Source organism: Rhizobium sp. RU35A, assembly GCF_900156005.1.
Classification (GTDB): domain Bacteria; phylum Pseudomonadota; class Alphaproteobacteria; order Rhizobiales; family Rhizobiaceae; genus Neorhizobium; species Neorhizobium straminoryzae.
Genome location: NZ_FTMR01000001.1, coordinates 110,032 through 130,329 on the forward strand (window position 1 = coordinate 110,032; position 20,298 = coordinate 130,329).

17 protein-coding genes are annotated in these 20,298 nt (G+C 63.8%); 10 read left to right on the forward strand and 7 right to left on the reverse strand.

Annotated features, from left to right (window positions below):
- The first annotated feature begins 41 nt into the window (after window positions 1-41).
- The 3 genes from F3H95_RS00710 to F3H95_RS00720 all read left to right on the forward strand — a co-directional run bounded on the left by F3H95_RS00710 (window position 42) and on the right by F3H95_RS00720 (window position 1,758).
- Window positions 42-500: an RDD family protein gene (locus F3H95_RS00710; protein ID WP_143125524.1), complete on the forward strand. Its 459-nt coding sequence runs from the start codon at window positions 42-44 to the stop codon at window positions 498-500.
- A gap of 164 nt (window positions 501-664) precedes the next feature.
- A complete protein-coding gene (locus F3H95_RS00715) occupies window positions 665-1,432 on the forward strand; it encodes an arginyltransferase (RefSeq protein WP_149744593.1) in 768 nt (255 codons plus the stop codon).
- Window positions 1,433-1,515: 83 nt separating this feature from the next.
- The gene (locus F3H95_RS00720; RefSeq protein ID WP_149744594.1) at window positions 1,516-1,758 is read left to right on the forward strand and encodes an AbrB family transcriptional regulator; all 243 of its coding nucleotides are present in this window, start codon (window positions 1,516-1,518) and stop codon (window positions 1,756-1,758) included.
- A gap of 106 nt (window positions 1,759-1,864) precedes the next feature.
- Here the strand turns inward: F3H95_RS00720 and parC are convergent, their stop codons facing one another.
- Complete coding sequence (gene parC, locus F3H95_RS00725) at window positions 1,865-4,126, reverse strand: DNA topoisomerase IV subunit A (protein ID WP_143125526.1); 2,262 nt, start codon at window positions 4,124-4,126, stop codon at window positions 1,865-1,867.
- A gap of 182 nt (window positions 4,127-4,308) precedes the next feature.
- Here parC and F3H95_RS00730 point away from each other — a divergent pair, with 182 nt between their 5' ends.
- Window positions 4,309-5,496, forward strand: a complete 1,188-nt coding sequence (locus F3H95_RS00730) for a hypothetical protein (protein ID WP_149744595.1) — start codon at window positions 4,309-4,311, stop codon at window positions 5,494-5,496.
- A 54-nt stretch (window positions 5,497-5,550) separates the two neighbouring features.
- Here F3H95_RS00730 and F3H95_RS00735 read toward each other — a convergent pair whose 3' ends face one another.
- The 6 genes from F3H95_RS00735 to F3H95_RS00760 form a co-directional block, all read right to left on the reverse strand.
- The gene (locus F3H95_RS00735) at window positions 5,551-7,644 is read right to left on the reverse strand and encodes a bifunctional diguanylate cyclase/phosphodiesterase (RefSeq protein WP_149744596.1); all 2,094 of its coding nucleotides are present in this window, start codon (window positions 7,642-7,644) and stop codon (window positions 5,551-5,553) included.
- Window positions 7,641-8,288, reverse strand: a complete 648-nt coding sequence (locus F3H95_RS00740) for a glutathione S-transferase family protein (protein ID WP_149744597.1) — start codon at window positions 8,286-8,288, stop codon at window positions 7,641-7,643. Before F3H95_RS00740 ends, F3H95_RS00735 begins: the two co-directional genes overlap by 4 nt.
- A 326-nt stretch (window positions 8,289-8,614) precedes the next feature.
- Window positions 8,615-8,938, reverse strand: coding sequence for a DUF1236 domain-containing protein (locus F3H95_RS00745; protein ID WP_149745071.1), 324 nt, complete (start codon window positions 8,936-8,938; stop codon window positions 8,615-8,617).
- Between the two features lie 124 nt (window positions 8,939-9,062).
- On the reverse strand, window positions 9,063-9,743 hold the full coding sequence (locus tag F3H95_RS00750) for a hypothetical protein (RefSeq protein ID WP_149744598.1): 681 nt from the start codon (window positions 9,741-9,743) through the stop codon (window positions 9,063-9,065).
- A 212-nt stretch (window positions 9,744-9,955) separates the two neighbouring features.
- A complete protein-coding gene (gene aspS / locus F3H95_RS00755) occupies window positions 9,956-11,746 on the reverse strand; it encodes an aspartate--tRNA ligase (protein ID WP_143125531.1) in 1,791 nt (596 codons plus the stop codon).
- A 154-nt stretch (window positions 11,747-11,900) separates the two neighbouring features.
- Window positions 11,901-12,425: an isoprenylcysteine carboxyl methyltransferase family protein gene (locus tag F3H95_RS00760; RefSeq protein WP_188134257.1), complete on the reverse strand. Its 525-nt coding sequence runs from the start codon at window positions 12,423-12,425 to the stop codon at window positions 11,901-11,903.
- Window positions 12,426-12,722: 297 nt separating this feature from the next.
- Between F3H95_RS00760 and F3H95_RS00765 the strand changes: the two genes are divergently transcribed.
- The 6 genes from F3H95_RS00765 to F3H95_RS00790 all read left to right on the forward strand — a co-directional run bounded on the left by F3H95_RS00765 (window position 12,723) and on the right by F3H95_RS00790 (window position 20,279).
- Window positions 12,723-13,976: an MFS transporter gene (locus tag F3H95_RS00765; RefSeq protein WP_149744599.1), complete on the forward strand. Its 1,254-nt coding sequence runs from the start codon at window positions 12,723-12,725 to the stop codon at window positions 13,974-13,976.
- A 91-nt stretch (window positions 13,977-14,067) separates the two neighbouring features.
- On the forward strand, window positions 14,068-15,483 hold the full coding sequence (locus F3H95_RS00770) for a multicopper oxidase family protein (protein WP_149744600.1): 1,416 nt from the start codon (window positions 14,068-14,070) through the stop codon (window positions 15,481-15,483).
- Between the two features lie 35 nt (window positions 15,484-15,518).
- Window positions 15,519-16,412, forward strand: coding sequence for an MBL fold metallo-hydrolase (locus tag F3H95_RS00775; protein ID WP_149744601.1), 894 nt, complete (start codon window positions 15,519-15,521; stop codon window positions 16,410-16,412).
- A 146-nt stretch (window positions 16,413-16,558) separates the two neighbouring features.
- Entirely contained in the window at window positions 16,559-17,710 is a 1,152-nt protein-coding gene (gene rnd / locus F3H95_RS00780; protein WP_143125535.1) for a ribonuclease D, read from the forward strand.
- Window positions 17,707-18,714, forward strand: a complete 1,008-nt coding sequence (locus F3H95_RS00785; RefSeq protein WP_149744602.1) for a DUF2891 domain-containing protein — start codon at window positions 17,707-17,709, stop codon at window positions 18,712-18,714. The genes rnd and F3H95_RS00785 overlap by 4 nt, the downstream gene beginning before the upstream one ends.
- Before the next feature lie 209 nt (window positions 18,715-18,923).
- The gene (locus F3H95_RS00790) at window positions 18,924-20,279 is read left to right on the forward strand and encodes an esterase-like activity of phytase family protein (protein ID WP_149744603.1); all 1,356 of its coding nucleotides are present in this window, start codon (window positions 18,924-18,926) and stop codon (window positions 20,277-20,279) included.
- Window positions 20,280-20,298 lie beyond the last annotated feature (19 nt).

Sequence of the window (20,298 nt, forward strand, 5' to 3'; positions counted from 1 at the left end):
GAAGGCTCCCATATCAGGGTGGAACAACGGAGCCCAAAACCATGTCGCTGGACAATTCCCCCATCATTGCCGCACCGGATGACTGGCGCGCCTATAGCGGTGTGCTGTCCCGGCGCGTGTTTGCCTTTATCGTTGATTACGTGATGGTGCTGCTGCTGTGCATACCGGCTTCCGTCGTGGTGTTCTTCCTCGGCGTCATCACGCTCGGTCTCGGCTGGTTCCTGTATTCGGCCCTCTTCGTCATCGTTGCCCTGCTCTACTTCGGTTTCACCCTGGGCGGCCGCACGCAGGCCTCTCCGGGCATGCGGATGATGGGTCTCGTGATGCTGCGGCTCGATGGCCGGCGCATCGACTTCCTGACCGCCATCGTTCACATGGTGCTGTTCTGGATCCTGAACTCGGTGCTGACGCCGCTCATCCTGCTGGCTGGCCTCTTTACCAACCGATCGCGTCTTGTGCATGATCTCCTGCTCGGCACCGTGATCGCCCGTGCAGACTGAACAGTCGTTTGCCCCGCATCGGCCTCTTCCCGGTGCGGATGACCTTCGCGGAAGGTTGACGTTTTTCTAACTTGCGCCATGCTATTGCCGTGGCGCTCGCAAATCATGTTGCGCAACCCACGCATTTCAGCGGCAAGTCTTGCAACGAAGGTCAATTTGCGCGGATGAATACACAGGCGACGCCCTCTCCGCAGTTTTATCTGACAGCCCCGGCAGCATGTCCCTACCTTCCCGGCGAGATGGAGCGAAAGGTCTTCACCCATCTGGTTGGCCAGCGTGCAACGGAGATGAACGACCTTCTGACACAAGGCGGCTTCCGCCGCTCGCAGAACATCGCCTATCGCCCCGCCTGCGAAGGCTGCCGCGCCTGCGTGTCCGTGCGCATCCTGGCCAATGAATTCGTGCCCAACCGCACCATGCGCAAGCTGATCGCCGTCAACAGCGATCTCGTCGGCACCATGCTGCCGGCCCAGCCCTCCACCGAACAGTTCGCGCTGTTTCGCCGCTATCTGGACGATCGCCACCCGCGCGGCGGCATGTCCGACATGTCGGCGCTCGACTATGCGATCATGGTGGAGGACACGCATGTGAACACCCGCCTCATAGAATACCGCAAGCGCGTGCCGGGCGCCGGGCTCGGCGACCAGCCCAAGGGCGAACTGGTTGGCGTGGCGCTGACGGACCTGATGAGCGATGGCCTGTCGATGGTCTATTCGTTCTTCAACCCGAAGCTCGACCGCCGCTCGCTCGGCACCTTCATGATCCTCGACCACATTGCCCGTACCCACCAGATGGGCCTGCCGCATGTCTATCTCGGCTACTGGGTGCGCGGCTCCGCCAAGATGCACTACAAGACCCGCTACCAGCCGCAGGAACACCTGACGCCGCGCGGCTGGGAACGCTACAGCGAAGCCGACGACAGCGAACGTTGATGCAACACGTGCGCACAGGCACGCCTCTCGTCGCCTGCGCAGATCTGCGCCATGCTCAGCCTCCCAATCCTGGAGGAGAGGCCATGGCATACAAGGTGACCATCGGCAAATCAGGTGAGACCTTCGTCTTGCCGCTGCCGCAGGAGGCCGTCGGGCGCCTTGGACTGAGCGAAGGCCAGTCGGCCGACCTCCATCTCGACCAGACCGGGCTCTACCTGTCCGTGGCGGAGGTGCCCGCCGAAGACGCCTTTGACCAGCAGCTTGAAGCGGCCCGATGGATCATGCGCAAATACAATGTCGCGCGGGAGAAGCTCGCAAGGGAGTGACCACCGGAACTCCATCCGGTGAACACGGAGCAACCGCTGGCATAGACCCTTGCTGTGTCACGCCCTTGCAACGGCAAAGTCGCGCGCCCGTCTTGCCAAAATCACGTCAGCCGCTGAACTTGCCGCTGCGCGGAAAACCCTTCGGGACGGTGCGACCGACGGTGGCGCGGTCGGCCAGCCATTCGGCCAGTTCGTCCTTGTTGCGGGTGAAGCTGCGGCCGGCGCTGTCTTCCCAAGTCAGGCCGTCAGCGATGGCGAAGCACTTGATGTCGGAAATGCCACCATCCTTGTAGCGCTGCAGGCGCACGCCCTTGCCGCGGGTCATTTCCGGCAGTTGCGCCAGCGGGAAGACCAGAAGCTTGCGGTTCTCGCCGACGATCGCCACATGGTCGCCGCTGACGGGCACGAGGAGCTTCGTCTCGTCCGGCATCGACACGTTCATGATCTGCTTGCCCTTGCGGGTATTGGCGATCATCTCGCTTTCCGCCACGATGAAGCCGTTGCCGGCGGTGGAGGCGATGATCAGCTTGCGCGCCGGGTCATGCACGAAGGCGGTCAGCACATCCTGATCGTTTTCCATGTCGACCATGATGCGGATCGGTTCGCCATGGCCGCGCCCGCCCGGCAGCTTGTCGGCGCCGAGCGTATAGGCCTTGCCGCCAGTGGTAACCAGCAACAGCTTATCGGTGGTCTGGGCGGGGAACGCGAGCTTCGGCCCGTCGCCTTCCTTGAAGGTGAGGCCGGACGTATCGGCGATATGGCCCTTCAGTGCGCGGATCCAGCCCTTCTGCGAGATGATGACCGTGATCGGTTCCTTCTCGATCATCGCCTGCTGGATGGCTTCCACATCGGCGTCCGGTGCCTCGGCGAACTGCGTCAGGCGGGCAAAGGGCTTGCCGCGGCCCTTGGCAAAGTTTTTCCGCACATCCTGGATCTCGTGCTCGATCACCTTCCACTGCTTGTCGTCGGAGGAGAGCAGAGCCTCGATATCGGCCTTTTCCTGGCTCAATTCGTCGAATTCCTTGCGGATCTCGAATTCCTCCAGCTTGCGCAGATTGCGCAGGCGCATGTTGAGGATGGCTTCGACCTGGACCTCGGTCAAATCCCATTTGGCGACCATGACCGGCTTCGGCTCGTCTTCCTCGCGGATGATGCGGATCACCTCATCGAGGTTGAGATAGGCAATCAGCAGGCCACCCAGGATTTCCAGGCGCCGGTCGATGGCAGCGAGCCGGAAGCGCGAGCGGCGGATCAGCACCTCCTTGCGGTGCTGCAGCCATTCGAGCAGAACTTCATTCAGCGCCATGACCTTGGGAACGCGGCCCATGGACAGCACGTTCATGTTGAGCGGGAAGCGGCTTTCCAGCTCGGTGAGGCGGAACAGCGATTCCATCAGAAGCGTGGCATCGACCGTGCGGCTCTTCGGCACCAGCACGATGCGGATATCTTCCGCCGACTCGTCACGGATGTCTTCGAGCAGCGGCAGCTTGCGGGCCACCAGCAGTTCGGCGATCTTCTCGATCAGGCGCGACTTCTGGACCTGATAGGGAATTTCGGAAATGACGATCTGGTAGCCGCCCCGGCCGAGATCCTCCGTCTCCCACTTTGCGCGTACGCGAAAACCGCCGCGACCGGTCCGGTAGGCGTCGATGATCTGCTCACGGCTGTCGATGATGATGCCGCCCGTCGGCATATCCGGGCCGGGAATGAATTCAACGAGCTTCTCGATGGAGGCATCGGGATGGCGGATCAGATGCAGCGCGGCATCGCAGAGTTCATGCGCATTGTGCGGCGGAATGGAGGTGGCCATGCCGACCGCGATACCGGAGGCGCCGTTGGCCAGCAGATTCGGGAAGGCGCCCGGCAGAACCGTCGGCTCCTCGTCTTCCTCGTTGTAGGTGGGGCGGAAATCCACCGCATCCTGGTCGACACCTTCGAGCAGAAGGGCGGCAACCTCGGTCATGCGCGCTTCGGTGTAACGATAGGCAGCAGCGCTGTCGCCATCGATGTTGCCGAAATTGCCCTGCCCGTCGACGACCGGATAGCGCTGCGAGAAATCCTGGGCGAGACGCACCAGCGCATCATAGACCGACTGGTCGCCGTGCGGATGGAACTTACCGATGACGTCGCCAACGATACGCGCGCATTTCTTGAAGGCGGAGTTCGGACGGATGCCCATCTCGCTCATGGCGTGGATGATGCGCCTGTGCACCGGCTTCAGGCCGTCGCGCACATCCGGCAGAGCGCGATGCATGATCGTCGAGAGCGCATAGGCGAGGTAACGCTCTTCCAGCGCCGCCTTCAGATCGATCGGCAGGATATGGTCGTCGTCGCCGTCGCCGGGCGGTGGTGTCAGGTTCTGTCCCATGCCTCCTTGCTACCGGAAAGGCGAATTGCGAGCAAGAAAAGCCGCTGAACCGCCTGTGGATGAAGGGCTTTCATCCTCACACATGCCAATTTTTTATGATCCGAAGGCCGTGGACCTTTAACGGTGTCAGCCTATAACTGCTGCAGAACAAACTTTGGCCATACGGCCGCCTGGAGGATTGCATGACCCTGCTTCGCTCAACCCGCACTCTGCTTGCCGGCAGTATGCTTGCCTTCGCTGCCGCACCGGCCTGGGCACTGGATGGCACCGACCTGCTCAACAAGATCACCCGCGCCGCCAACCTGGAAGCGGGCAATCTGGCAGTCACCGGCATCGACGTGTCCGGCCAGCGTGTCACGCTGAAGGGCCTGTCGGTCGGCGAGGGCGGCGGTGAGCGTCTCACCATTGGCGACGTGGTGCTGGACGGCGTCACCGAGGAAGCCAACGGATCCTATGCGATCGACAAGGTCACCTTTCCCAATGTGAACCTCAGCGAGGAGAAAGCACAGATCTCCGCCTCCGACATGTACCTATCCGACGTCGTGGTTCCCGGCGACACCAGCGGAGACACCCTCGATTCCATGCTTTTTTACGGCGAGGCCCATATGGGGCCGATGCAGATCACCGTCGAGGGCCAGAAGGTCTGGGCAATCAGCGAGATCTCGGTGACCATGGAGCGCAGCGAGGACGATTCCGGCCTGAGCTTCGACGGGACCATCGATGGCATTGCGGCCGACCTCTCCAGCATTGATGACATCAAGACGCGCGAAGCGCTGCAGAGCCTCGGCCTCACGCAGATTGCCGGCAAGATCACCATGCAGGGCGACTGGGAAATCGCCAGCGGCACCTTCGACATCAGCGAGTATGCCTTCGACTTCGCCAATATCGGCCGCCTCAACATCGCCGCCACCATTTCCGGCTATACACCGGCCTTCATGAAAGCCGTGCAGGAAACAACGCGCACCCTGCAGAACAATCCCAACAAGGAAGCCGCCCAGCAGGCACAGATGTTCGCCATCTTCGGCCTCTTGCAGCAGTTGAGCTTCAACCGCGCCGAGGTCCGCTTCGACGATTCCGGCATCACCAACAGGGCGCTGTCCTTCGCCGGCAAAAGCCAAGGCGTTTCCGGCGACCAGATGGCAATGATGGTGAAGGGCTCGGTGCCGCTGATCGTGGCGCAGTGGAACCTTCCGACGCTGCAGAACAGCCTGTCGGCAGCGGTCAACGCCTTCATCGATCACCCGCGCAACCTGACGGTGACCGCCGAGCCGGCCAACCCTGTGCCGTTCCCGATGATCATCGGGGCAGCGCAGTCTGCCCCGAACACGCTTCCCGACGTGCTCGGCATCAAGGTTTCGGCAAACCAGTAATCACAAGGCACGCCAGAGGCCTGCCGCCCGATGTGGCGGGCCTCTGGCCCACGGTCACAGACAGCCGAGCGCCAGATGCCGCGCGCTGTCTGCCCGGGCATCCTCTTCCCTCTGGCTGTACAGCATGGCCTCCAGTTCCGGCACCGGCACCGGCCGGCCATACAGGAAACCCTGCAGTTCGTGGCAGCCATGGGCAAAGGCCCAGTCTGCGGCAGCCTGCGTCTCGATGCCTTCCGCCACGATCCGCACCTGCATGAAATTGCACATATCGATGACGAGCCTCAGGATCTGCTCGTTGCGCGGCAGGCCACCGATCAGGCTGCGATCGATCTTGATGCAATCGACGGCCATCTCGTTCAGGCGCGCGAGATTGGAATAGCCCGTGCCGAAATCATCGATCGCGATACGCACGCCGAGCGCCCGTACTTGTGCCAGATTTTCGTGCACCACCGGATTGCTTTCCAGCAGCAGCGTTTCGGTCAGCTCCAGTTCCAGCTTGCCGGGATCGACATCGTAACAGGCCATCAGGCGGCACACGAGGGCTGAAAAATCAGCCTCGCACAACTGGCGCAGGGACACATTGACGGAAACGGCGAGATCGAAGCCGGCCTCTGTCCAGATGCGCTGCTGGCGCAACGCCTGCTCGAGGATCATGGCGCCAACTTGGTTGACCAGCCCGGCCTTTTCCGCCAGCGGGATGAATTCCGATGGGAAAACCAGTCCGCGATCCGGATGGTTCCAGCGGGCGAGCGCTTCCACCGCCACGATACGCCCATCTCCAGCCGAACAGCGCGGCTGGTAATAGGCTTCGATCTGGCCGCGCCGCAACCCTTCCCGCAGATCCGCCAGAAGCTCCATCGCATCGTCGCGGCGGTGGCGCATGCGCTCCTCGTAGACGCAGAACTGGTTGCGCCCGGCCGCCTTTGCCTCGTACATGGCCAGATCCGCCTTCTGCATCAGAAGCTGCGGATCACTGCCCTGTTCGGGAAAGCGGGCAATGCCGACGCTCGGCGTCACCATCAGCTTGCGGCGGGCGCCCTGGACGGGCATGGCGAGCTGCGTCAGGATCTGCCCTGCGAGCTCCTCGATGCGGCCCTTCTCGTACGGCTCCTCCGCCGCCAGGAACAGAAACTCGTCGCCCCCCAGGCGGATCACGGCATCATGCTTGCCGCGCAGGGCAAAAAGCCGTCGGGACACCTCCATCAGCACCGCATCGCCCTGCAGATGGCCGAGCGTGTCGTTGATGGCCTTGAACTGATCGAGGTCGATGAACAGCACGCCGATACCCGCCCCGGTTTCCTCCGTGCGGCGCACCAGCGTCTCGAACAGAAGCGGCATGGCAAGCCGGTTCGGCAGGCCGGTGAGCGGGTCATGATGCGCACGCGAATGGGCAAGCTCTTCCGCCTCCTTCAACTCGCTCACATCCGTCTCGCTGATCAGGATCGAGGGCTGGCCGGACGCGGGATCGTGGCAGGCGCGCGCCGTCATCTCATGCCAGCGGATGCCGCGCGAGGTGGACACCTCGGCGATCAAGCTCACCTCGCCATTGGTACCGACGCCGGACAACAGCGCCTCGTAATCGTCCGGGCGAACGAAACGCCGGGCAAGCTGGTCATGATTGGCATCGAAGCTGGCCCGCGCCGCCGGATTGCAATAAAGCGTGCGGCCGCTGCGATCATGCAGGGAAATCATCAGCTGCGTATGCAGCAGCGCATCGGCGCTGCGCAGCGCCTCCGGCGGCAGCCCCGCCTCGTCCCGGCCCTCGCAGAGCATGGCCATGCGCCCGTCTTCCAGCCTGACTCCGCTGAAGCGCACGCGCAAAGGGCGCGGCACGCCGCGGGGATAAAGCGTCCACATTTCGGAGAACACGGCATCACGGGCGATGAAATCGGCCTGGTATTGCCGCAGACGCCGCTCGACCGCCGGCGACATGCCGTTCTTCAGGTCGCGCGCATAAAGCTCTGCTGCCGTATCGGCCGCCCAGATTTCCAGCGCCGCCGCATTGGCCCACACAACCCGGCCGTGGTCGAAATCGAACACCCACACGGCAGTGCTCAGCCGCTCCAGCATCCAGCGGCTGTCGCTGACCAGCCCCACCGGTTGCTCGGCGACAAAGAGATCCGTCGCGTGGGCCCTGCCCTTTGTCATGCAGCATGTCCGGCAGCAAAGGGTTTGGCAGTGGAACAGAGCTCCGAAAGCGGCACGTAGCCTGGCTGCTCGCGCACCCGCTCCATCCAGGAACAGACGGAGGGGAAGTCCTGCATGGCGATGCCGGCCTCGTCGCCCACATGCACATAGCCATAAAGGGCGATGTCGGTGATGCCGTAGCGGTCGCCGAGCATGAAGGCATTGCCGGCCAGGTGCGCATCGAGTGTTGCCAGCCCTGCCCTCGCCTTCTCGCGCCAGGCGGCGATGTCCGCCTCGCGGCCCTTGCCGAGATGCGGCGCGATGTGGCCGAGGAATCGGGCGGGCGAAATATGGGGCTCCAGCTTGGACTGCTCGAAGAACATCCATTGCAGGCTTCTGGCCCGTTCCAGAGCGGTCTGCGGCATCAGGGAGGATCCATCCGCGATCAGCCACAGCATGGCGTTGGATTCGCCGAGGCCCACACCCTGCGTGGTCATCAGATAGGGCACGGCGCCGGCAGGATTGATCCGGCGAAACGCATCTCCGCGTGTCTCGCCCTTCAGGACATCCACCTCAAGTACAGAAAAGGAAATGGAAAGCTGACACAAGGTCAGAAACGGCTTGAAACAGTTACCTGATCCCCGCGTGGCGTAAAGCACATACATCCGACACCCTCTCCTCTTTGAGAACGTCTTAGGTTACGCCAATCAGGATTGAAAAAACGTTTTGAAAACACCTTGAATTTTGCCGGACAACATGTCGACACTTTTCCACTTCGGAAAAGCTTTGGCAACAGTTTTACGCTGTTGTCACCACACGGATCGCGGCTGCGGCATTGACCGCACCAACAAGGGATTGCAGGACGACAGGCACCGCCTTTCGTCCCCGCTTCACCTGCCAGTTCGACGCGCACCGGAGAGACGGGGCCGTAAAACGATATGGGCAGGCGGTTTCCCGCCTGCCCATCGACAGATGTCGCTCTTGCAAAGGATCAGTCCAGAACCTCGATCACTTCGCGGGTTTCCGGGTCCACCACCACGCGACGCTGGTTGACAATGGTATAGGCATAGCCGCCATCGCCGTCGATCACGTGGGTCTCCACCTCCTGCGGCAGGACGCGGCCGACCAGCACGTCGCCATTATAGTTCACCGACGGCACCTCCTGGCGCATGACATAGGTGCGCACACTGGAGGGAACCTCGCGCACGACGACGGCGCCCGGCGCGGGCTGGTCGGTGACGATGACGGTCGACTGGGCGAAGGCCGTGGTCGAGATGAGAAGGGCCGCCGATGCGGCCATGAGGGTGTGGCTGATGGTCTTCAGCATGATGCTCTCCTCGGGCGTTGATGCTGGCGGGACAATGTCCGGCCCGGGAGATGGTTCCGCGGAGCGGGACGCCCTGAGGCCGCCCCGCTCCGCCAAAGTGATCAGACAACAGTCAGAAACTGCGCAGCAGGCGCTGTGCAGGGACCCCCGTCCGGTCCGCCGCGATGCTGGCCTCGATGATGTTGCCGTTGCGGCCGTTCGAGGGTGCCGTCTGGACCGGTGCGGCCGGCTGTGGCGCGGCGGGCACCGCCGGTGCGAGGCGTACCGTGCGCGGCGAGACGGACGGCGCTATGGCATCACAATTGCCCGATGCGGTCTTTTCCACCTTCGGCGCGCCGCTGCCGTCATTCAGGTAGCGGATCGCCTGCGAGCAGGTCTTGCCGCCGCTCGTCACGGAATAGACGGAATAGCCCTGCACGCCGGGCGGCAGGTGGCTCATGTCGACCGTGAGAAGGCCGGGGCCGGCCGCCGCCAGAGGTGCGGTCAGAGGTGCAGCGTGATCAAACGCCTGCATCATGCGGGCCGCCTGCAGATCCATCGCGGCCGAGATCTGCTCGATTGCGGCGAAGGGATCGGCGGCAAGACCGTCATCGAAGACCGGCACCAGGATGCGGTCGCTGCGCGTGTCATAGCTTACCTTCGGCGGCTGGTCGCCGAGGTAGCGGATGTGCTCGATGCTGCCATCCGGCAGGCGGACGGTCATGTCGTGCATGGAATCACGGGCAAAGGCGGTGCCGGCGATCACGGCCGCAAGACCGGCGCCGGCAAGAACGAGGGAACGAAGGTTACGCATGGCTATCTCCATTGATCTGTCATGAAGAACGTCGCTCTTCCGCATCCCCGTATGCTGCGGAAGCGGCGCCCTGCCCTGCCGATGATCGCCCGCTCCCCGGCCATTTTGTGGCAATGCAACCGACTGGGCCGCACCGCACGCGAATGTGAAAACGCCGCCGGCGAGAGGCTCACCGGCGGCGTCTGATCTCTCCAAAGGGAGGGGCTAGCCCCTCAGTCCTTCTTCTGCGGCGGGATGACGCGCAGCGACAGCTCCATCAGCTGCTTCGGCATGGCCGGTGCGGGCGCGTTCATCAGAAGATCCTGCGCCTGCTGGTTCATCGGGAACAGCGTGATCTCGCGCAGGTTCTTCGCACCGACCAGCAGCATGACGATACGGTCGATGCCGAAGGCGCAGCCGCCATGCGGAGGCGCGCCATACTGGAAGGCGCGGTACATGCCGCCGAAACGCTCTTCCACATCCGCCTTGGAAAGGCCGACCAGTTCGAAGGCTTTGACCATCAATTCGGGCGACTGGTTGCGGATCGAACCGGACGCGATCTCGAAGCCGTTGCAGACAGCATCATACTGGAACGCCTTGATGGTGAGCGGATCCTGGCTCTCCAGCGCTTCCAGACCGCCCTGCGGCATCGAGAAGGGGTTGTGCGCGAAGTCGATCTTCTTGTCTTCCTCGTTCCATTCGAAGAAGGGGAAGTCGACGATCCAGCAGAACTCGAAGCGGTCACGATCAACGAGGTTCAGGTCCTCGCCGACGCGGGTGCGCGCTTCACCGGCAAACTTGTAGAACTTGGCGGGTTCGCCAGCGACAAAGAAGCAGGCATCGCCAGCCTCAAGGCCGAGCTGCGTGCGGACGGCTTCCGTGCGCTCCTCGCCGATGTTCTTGGCGAGCGGGCCGGAACCGCCGATCTTGCCGTCCTCTTCCTTCCAGAAGATATAGCCGAGGCCGGGCTGACCCGCGGACTGCGCCCAGGCGTTCATGCGGTCGCAGAAGGCGCGGGAGCCGCCGGTCTTGGCCGGGATCGCCCAGACCTGAACCTTCGGGTTGGACGCGATCATGTTCGCAAAGACCTTGAAGCCGGAGCCCGCAAAATGCTCGGTGACGTTCTGCATCTCGATCGGGTTGCGCAGGTCCGGCTTGTCGGAACCGTACTTGCGGATCGCCTCGTCGTAAGGAATGCGCGGCCACTGCTTTGTCACCGGCTTGCCTTCGGCGAACTGCTCGAAGACCTTCGTCATCATCGGCTCCATCGTGCCCCAGACATCTTCCTGGGTGACGAAGCTCATTTCGACGTCGAGCTGGTAGAATTCGCCCGGCAGGCGATCGGCGCGCGGGTCTTCGTCACGGAAGCAGGGCGCGATCTGGAAATAGCGGTCGAAGCCGGCCACCATCAGGAGCTGCTTGTACTGCTGCGGCGCCTGCGGCAGCGCGAAGAACTGGCCGGGATGGATGCGGCTCGGCACGAGGAAGTCGCGCGCGCCTTCCGGCGAGGAGGCCGTCAGGATCGGCGTCGAATATTCGGCAAAACCGGCAGAGGTCATGCCCGACCGCATCGAGGCGATGATCTGCGTGCGGCGCACGATGTTCTTGTGCAGCGTCTCGCGGCGCAGGTCGAGGAAGCGGTACTTCAGGCGCACATCTTCCGGATAGTCCGGCTCGCCGAACACCGGCAGCGGCAGTTCCTTGGCGGCAGACAGGATTTCGATTTCCCTGGCATAGAGTTCGATCTCGCCGGTGGCCATCTGCTTGTTGATCGTCTCGTCGGAGCGGGCCTTCACGACGCCATCGATGCGGATCACCCATTCGCCGCGCACGGTCTCGGCCACCTTGAAGGCCGGGCTGTCGGGATCGGCGACGACCTGGGTCATGCCGTAATGGTCGCGCAAGTCGATGAAGAGAACGCCGCCATGATCGCGGACGCGGTGAACCCAGCCGGACAAGCGAACGGTTTCGCCGACATCGGACTTGCGAAGGGCTGCACAGGTGTGGCTGCGGTAACGGTGCATTTTCGAGATCCTGGAATCACTTGTGCCGGCGCACGCCGCAATGGCCGGGCCGGCAGGGGAAAATCGGGCGGAAAAGCGCATGGCCCGCCCGCTTTGTCAAGGCGGAACCGGTTCTGCGCCCGATTGCGGCTGTCCGCGCGCCGCCGGCCATGGCTCAGTCCTTCGCGGAAAACAGGTCCCGCATCGCGGCTTCCTCCTGGCGAATGCGGATCACCAGGATCACCAGATAGACCGGCAGACCGACGACAAGCGTCACATAGGCATGGAAGATGAGGGCGAAGCCGATCAGTTCCGGCAGAATGTTCAGGAAATAGTTGGGGTGACGCACCGTGCGGAACAGCCAGTGCCTGTTCACCACATGATCGCGGGCGATCATGATCTTCACCGTCCAGATCGGCCCGAGCAGCCGCACGATCCAGACCAGCATCAGGATAGCGGCACCATAGAGACCAAATCCCGTCAGCGACACCGCATCGAACCGGGTGGCGCGTGCAATCCCCTCGCCGAGGCAGGCGACATAGTAGAACACGTGGGCGAACGCCAGCAGGCGGGTGTTGAGCGCCCCGTGCTCCACGGCACCGTCGCGCCGCAGCGCAGCCTCATGCCGCTTCGAGACCACGAGACTGGAGAGACGAATCGCCGCCCCGACCAGAAAGACTGCGATCAGCAGGAAATCCATGGCACGCCGCCTCCGCCGCCGGCTCGACCTTTGGGGCGGGCAGTCGTCAGGCGGATACCGACCGAACCCCGCTACGGCACACCCGCGCGACATTGGTAGAAGCCTGTCGGCCACCGTTCAAGCACATTCCCGCCGCGCAGGCCCTCTGCCGGCGCCGTGGTGCTCATCGATCACGCCCGCTGATCGACAAATTCATCCTGTGAACTATCTTCTCGGCCGGCAGGCGGCTACAAGAATCGCAGGGTTTGCGATGAAGGTTGCAGGGCCCCGCGTTCTTCTCATGGCTGTCCGGTGCCGATGTCGACCATACGTCCGCTTGTTCCCCTTCTCGTCACGGCGGGCATTCTCATCGGCGGCAACGGCCTGCAGGGCACGTTCATCGCGCTGCGCGGTTCGGCGGAAGGATTTTCGCCCTCCACCATCGGCCTGATCGGCGCGGGCTACAGCATCGGCTTTGCGCTCGGTTGCCTCTATATCACCCGCATCCTGCGCTCGATCGGCCATATCCGCACGTTTGCGGCCATGGCGGCGATTGCCGCCTCCTGTTCCATCCTGATGCCGCTCGTCATCGCGCCGCTGTTCTGGACGCTGATGCGCTTCATCATCGGCCTCTGCGTGGCGGGCCTCTTTGCCGTGGTGGAAAGCTGGATCAATGCCAAGGTCACCAACGAGAACCGCGCCCGCACGCTCTCCGTCTATCGTCTGGTGGACCTCAGTTCCGTGACGGTGGCGCAATATGTGATTCCGACCTTCGGCGTCGAAGGGCCGGTAATCTTCTCGCTGATCGCCATTGCCATGGCGCTGTCGCTGGTCCCGATCTCGGTTGCCGATCGCTCCAGCCCGACGCCGCCGGAAGCGATCAGTTACGATATCCGTGCCGTGTGGCGCATCTCGCCACTCTCTGTGGTCGGCGTCATCGCGGTCGGCCTCAGCATGGCCGCCTTCCGCAACATCGGGCCGATCTATGCGCAGGATATCGGCATGGACATCACCGAGATCGCCACCTTCATGAGCGCCGGAATCATCGGCGGCGTGGTGCTGCAATATCCGCTCGGGATCTTTTCCGACCGGCTCGACCGGCGCAAGGTGATCATCTGGGCGACCATCGGCACGATCCTGACCGGCGGCTACCTGTCCTTCTTCGCCGGCACCGACGAGACGGCCAATATCATCGCCATCTTCATCTACGGCGCCTTCGCCATGCCGCTTTATTCGCTGTGTTCGGCGCATGGCAATGATTTCGCCAAGCCCGGCGAACATGCGCTGGTCTCGGCGGGCCTCCTGTTCTTCTGGTCGATCGGCGCGACCGTCGGGCCGCTGATCGCTTCGCTGCTGTTGCAGTTCATCGGGCCGCAGGTGTTCTTCATCTACACCTCGTTCATCTTCATGGGCTTCCTCTGGTACACGCTGGTGCGCATGCGCGCCCGCCCCGCCGTGCCGCCCGAAAGCCGACCGGGGCGTTTTCGTGCGCTCTTGCGCACCTCTGCCTATTTCAACCGGCTGGCCGGCGCGCCGGGCGACGAGGGCAAGGACGGCCCGCCCCGGTCGTGACCTGCGGCAAATTCGCGTATCCCTCTCTATTGCTGAATGCTGCGCTCAGCTTTAATCAGGACGCAGATGCATGCCAGCCGGAGGCCACGCCATGGTTCACCTGTCCCGCCGCACCCTGCTGAAGGGCGCCGCAGCGCTTGGCGCCTACGGCATCGGGCTGGGGGCCGCGAGCCTTTACCGCAGCGCGGAGGCCGCCACTCCGGTGACGCTGGAAGCAAAGACTGCCGATGCGCTGCTGGACGGCCAGCACCTGACGAAGGGTGTGATGACATACGGCGCGGACGGCGCGGCGGATGCGATGACCGGCCCGCCGATGCCGCCGACGCTGCGGCTGCGCAAGGGCGAACCCTTTGCCGCCAAACTCATCAACCGGCTGGACGAGCCGACAACCATCCACTGGCACGGCCTGCGGGTCGATAACCGCATGGATGGCGTCCCCTTCCTGACGCAGCCTTACGTCTATACCGGCGACAGTTTCGACTATGCCTTCACGCCGCCGGATGCCGGTACCTTCTGGTATCACCCGCACTGCAACACGCTGACCCAGATGGGCCGCGGCATGACGGGGTTGCTGATCGTCGAAAACCCCGAAGATCCCGCCTTCGACGCCGAGATCGCCGTCAACCTGCGCGACTGGCGTCTGGGCAGCGACGGCCAGTTCATCGAGCAGTTCAAGCCGCGTGACGCCGCCCGCAACGGCACCTTTGGTACCGTGCGCGGCGCCAACTGGCAGGTGGAACCGGCCTTCGATGCACCCGCCGGCGGGCTGGTGCGCGTGCGGCTGGTGGCGACCGACGTGACCCGCATCTATACGCTCAAGCTTGCCGGGGCGGACGCCGTGATCGTGGCGCTGGACGGCCAGCCGCTGCCAGCGCCCGTACCGCTCGATCAGGCGGTCCTCGGCCCCGGCCAGCGCGCCGATCTGGTGCTGCGCATGCCGGATGGCGAAGGTCAGACGGCATCGCTCGTCGATGCGCGCCCCTCCACCGCGAAAACCGTCGCCACCTTCCGCGCCACCGGCTCCTCGCTGAAGCGCGACCTTCGCGCCGTTGCGGCGCTCGCCGCCAATCCCTTCACGCCGCCGGACCTCAAGAATGCCGAGGCGGTGCCGCTGGTGCTGAGCGCCACCGCGGAAAACGCGGCGCGCGAATCCTTCTGCGGCTCGCTCGGCTATTCCTTCTGGGCGATCAACAAGGTGCCGTGGCCGGGCGATACCTCCGACCCGACGGCGCCGCTGGCGGAACTCAAACGCGGGCGCACCTATCTCCTCAACCTGGAAAACCTCACGCCGCATCTGCACCCCATCCACCTGCACGGGATGAATTTCCAGGTCGTCTCCTCGAGCGTCCGCAGCGTCCCGCCGCTGATTTCCGACACCTATCTCGTGCTGCCGGACGAAAAGGTGCAGCTGGCGCTGGTGGCCGACAATCCGGGCGACTGGGTTCTGCATTGCCACATCATCGAACACCAGAAGGCCGGCATGACGAGCTATGTGCGGGTGGTGTGACGCCACGCGCCGAACGTCCCGACCGGGAGACAGACATGAGTGACCTGACCGCCACGCTTCGGGTGCTGGAACCCGCTCCCGGCCTCCTTGCCTTCTATGACGGCCGCATTGCGGGCAAGCGCCTCCATTCGGACGCGCGCAACTGGATGGATGACGGCGCCTATGCGCTCGGCATCGCAAGCTATGCGCTGACCTGCGGCGACGAGGCGCTGGTCTACGACACGCACATCTCGACCGCGCATGCGACCCTCATCCGCCGGTATCTTGCCGAGCGCGGCGTGCGGCACACCACGCTGGTGCTCAGCCACTGGCACACCGACCACATTGCCGGCATCACCGCCTTTGCCGATTGTCCCATCATCGCCAATCCGCTGACGGCGCTGGCGATGGTCGAGAACGAGGCGGCGCTTGCCGCCAAGGACCCGCCAATCCATCCGCTGGTGCCGCCGAACCGGCTGTTCGACGACCGGCTGGAGCTGACGGTCGGCGACCGGACGGCGCATCTTTTGCAGTTCGACATCCACAGCGCCGATGGCACCGTGCTGTGGCTGCCCGAGGAGCGGCTGCTTCTCGCGGGCGACACGCTGGAGGACACGGTGACCTATGTCTCCGAGCCGCACGGCATCTCCCGCCATATCGCGGAGCTTCACCGTCTCGCAAGCCTGCCGGTGCACCGCATCCTGCCCAATCACGGCAGCGAGGCGGCGATTGCCGCCGGCGGCTACAGCCCCGATCTCATCACCGCCAACCGCGCCTATCTGGAGCGGCTTCTGTCGCGCATCGATGATCCGTCGCTCGACGCCGAGAGCCTGGAAAGCTTCGTGGCACCCGAAATCGCCACCGGCAGCATCGGCTATTTCGCCCCTTACGAGCAGGTGCACCGGGACAATATCCAGACGCTCCGTCAAAGCCTTGGCCGCACGCCCTGAGCTTTTCCGGCATGAACTTTCCACCGGGAATAGCGGGCGGACCGGCAAATGCGGGCGGCGAAGACCAGCCTTCTGTTGACATCCTCTGATGAAAGGGAAAGGAAGGTTGACCACGTCCCTTTCTTCAAGCCGCACGACCGATTCTGATGATTGTCACGACCGCCGCCCTCGATGAAGCATGCCGCAAGCTCGCCCAGTCGGAATTCGTTACCGTCGACACGGAATTTCTCCGCGAAACGACCTTCTGGCCGGAACTCTGCCTCATCCAGATGGCGAGCCCCGACCTTGAGGTGCTGGTGGACCCGATGGCCAAGGGGCTGGATCTTGCGCCCTTCTTCGCGCTGATGGCCAATCCGGCGGTGGTGAAGGTCTTCCACGCAGCGCGCCAGGATCTGGAAATCATCTACCATCTCGGCAAGCTCATCCCGCATCCGATCTTCGATACGCAGGTGGCGGCCATGGTCTGCGGCTTCGGCGATTCGATTTCCTACGACCAGCTGGTGCAGCGCACGAAGAACGTGCAGATCGACAAATCCTCCCGCTTCACCGACTGGAGCCGCCGGCCGCTCTCCGAAAAGCAGCTGGATTATGCGCTGGCCGACGTCACCCATCTGCGCGACGTTTATCTGAGCCTGCGCAGCCGCCTCGACAGCGAAGGCCGCACCACCTGGGTCGCCGAGGAAATGGCGATCCTGGAAAACCCCGAAACCTACGACGTGCATCCGGACGACGCGTGGCTGCGACTGAAATCGCGCCTGCGCAAGCCGCAGGAACTGGCCGTGCTGAAATTCGTCGCCGCCTGGCGGGAACGGGAAGCGCGCAGCCGCAACGTGCCGCGTTCACGCGTGCTGAAGGACGACGCGATCTACGAGATCGCCCAGCAGCAGCCGAAGGATACCGAGGCGCTGGGGCGCCTGCGCACGGTGCCGAAGGGCTGGGAGCGCTCGTCTTCCGGCGCCGCGATCGTGGAAGCGGTCAATGCGGCGCTGGCGCTGCCGAAGGCAGACATGCCGCATGCGCCAAAGCACGTGCACACGCCGGAAGGCGCGCAGTCCGCCGTCGAACTGCTCAAGGTTCTGCTGCGGCTGATCTCCGAACAGCATGGCGTCGCCGCCAAGGTGATCGCCAACAGCGAAGACCTCGACAAGATTGCCGTGGATGGCGAAAACGCCGAGGTGCCGGCCCTGACCGGCTGGCGCCGCGACCTGTTCGGCGAGCCGGCGCTGAAACTGATTTCCGGCAAGGTAGCGCTGCGCTTCGCCGACAAGAAAGTGGAAGCCGTGGAGCTTGAGGGGTGAGCGCCCCCGGGCTGACCATCGCGCTTGCCGATCGTTTTGCCGCGATCGCGCTCGGCCATGTCACCCGCGAATATCCGAACCACCTCGCGCATGGGTTCGAAGGCCCCGAGGATCTCGGCACGCCGCGCGCGCTGCATCCCCTCTTCTACGGCAGCTTCGACTGGCATTCCTGCGTGCACGGCTACTGGCTGCTGGCAAGCCTGCTGCGACGCTTTCCCGACATGCAGGAGGCAGGCCGCATCCGTGCCCTGTTCGATGCGCAGATCACGGCGGATGCTGTGGCCGGCGAGCGCGCCTATTTCGCGCGGCCGCTGGCGCGTGGCTATGAGCGGCCCTATGGCTGGGGCTGGCTGCTGAAGCTGGCCTCTGACCTGATGCCGCTCGAAAACGGCCGCTGGGCGGCGATCCTTCAACCGCTGACGGATGTGATTCGCGACCGTTTCATGGCCTTCCTGCCGCTCGCCACCTATCCGGTGCGCGTCGGAACCCATTTCAACACGGCCTTTGCGCTCCGCCTTGCCGCCGATTATGCCGAAACCGCCGGCGATGCCGATCTCATGGCGCTGCTGACCGGGACAGCGGAACGCTGGTATGGCGCTGACGAAAACTGCCCGGCCTGGGGCGAACCGTCCGGCGACGAATTCCTGTCGTCAACGCTTGTCGAGGCGGAATGCCTGCGTCGCCTTCTGCCGCGGGATCGCTTCCTCGCCTGGTTCGGAGCCTTCCTGCCCCGGATCGGAGCACAGGAGCCCGCGACGCTGTTTGCGCCCGCCACCGTGTCCGACCGTTCCGATGGCAAGATCGCCCATCTGGACGGGCTGAACCTCAGCCGCGCCTGGTGTTTCCGGACGCTGGCGGCTTCGCTGCCCGCGGGAGATCCGCGCCGCGGCGTGATTGGGACGGCAGCGGAACACCATCTGGCGACCGCGCTGCCGCATGTGGCGGGCGATTACATGGGCGAACACTGGCTGGCGAGTTTTGCGCTGCTGGCGCTCACCGCCTGATCGTTTCGCCCGATCGTCAGGGATGCGTCCGGTCACTCCCGTGATCATTTCCGCTCGCCCCCCGGAGCCAGACGGCGAGATGCCCGGAGGCAGGCGCCATCTCGCGGCGCGATGCTGAAACGTCACCAAAACTTCATTCCCCCGCAATGCGAGCGACATTCAGCCTTTCTAATCATGCCCCGTTCGATTCCATCATCGGGGGATACAAGATGAAGACGATCCTGCTCGCGTCCGCCGCCGTTCTGGCGCTTGCCATCGGTGCCAAGGCCGAGGAAAAGGCCTTTCCGGCCAGGCTTTCGGCCCAGGCCATCCTGCCCGCCAACACCGTCATTCCGGCTCCGGCCGATGCACCGGACGCGCTGAAGACCGCCGCCAAGTTCACGACCGCCGACCGCAAGCGCGCCAATGGCCTCGGCACCGTGCCGGGCATGGACGGCATTCACCCGACCGGCCTCTCGATGCCATTCGACGGTCAGGCCGTGCAGGGCTTTTCCGGCATCAAGACCATGCCGGACGGTTCGTTCTGGAGCCTTTCCGACAACGGTTTCGGCAGCAAGCTGAACTCCGTGGATGCGATGCTGATGCTGCACCACCTGAAGATGGACTGGGCCAACAACAAGGTCGACCGCCTGGAGACCGTGTTCCTCTCCGACCCGAACAAGATCGCGCCCTTCCCGATCGTCATGGAAGGCACGGAAAAGCGTTATCTGACCGGCTCCGATTTCGATATCGAATCCATCCAGCCGGTGGCCGACGGCTACTGGATCGGCGAGGAATTCGGTCCCTACCTGATCAAGGTCAACCTGAAGGGCGAACTGGTCGCCGTCTATTCGACCAGCGTCGAGGGCAAGACCGTGATGTCGCCGGACAATCCGACGCTGGCGCTGCCCTCCGATCCCTCGAAGCCGATGCCGGCCTTCAACCTGCGCCGCTCCAACGGCTTCGAAGGCCTTGCCATGTCGCCGGACGGCGCGCGCCTTTATGCGCTGCTGGAAGGCCCGCTCTATCTGGGCGACGGCAAGTTCGAGCAGGTGGACGGCCAGAACGCGCTGCGCGTCATCGAATTCGACACGGCCGGCAAGGGCTGGACGGGCCGCAGCTGGCTCTATCCGCTGTCGGCCGGCGGCACCAATATCGGCGATTTCAACATGATCGACGCCACCACCGGCCTCGTTCTGGAGCGTGACGGCGGCGAAGGCACCGCCGACAAGGCCTGCGCCGACCCGGCCAAGCCGCAGGTCGATTGCTTCGAAAAGCCCGCCAGGCACAAGCGCGTCTACAAGATCGAGATGAGCGACGCCAATGTCGGCAAGGCCGTCCGCAAGATCGGCTATATCGATCTGATGAACATCGCCGACCCGGACAAGAAGGCCAAGCAGGGCACGAAGGACGGCATCTACACCATGCCCTTCGTGACGATCGAGAACGTCGATGTGGTCGATGCCACGCATATCATCGTCGGCAACGACAACAATCTGCCCTTCTCCATCGGCCGCTTCATCGACAGAGCCGACGACAACGAATTCGTGCTGCTCGACGTGGCCGATTTCCTCGCTGCCCGCTGAGCCGACGGCATTCAGACAT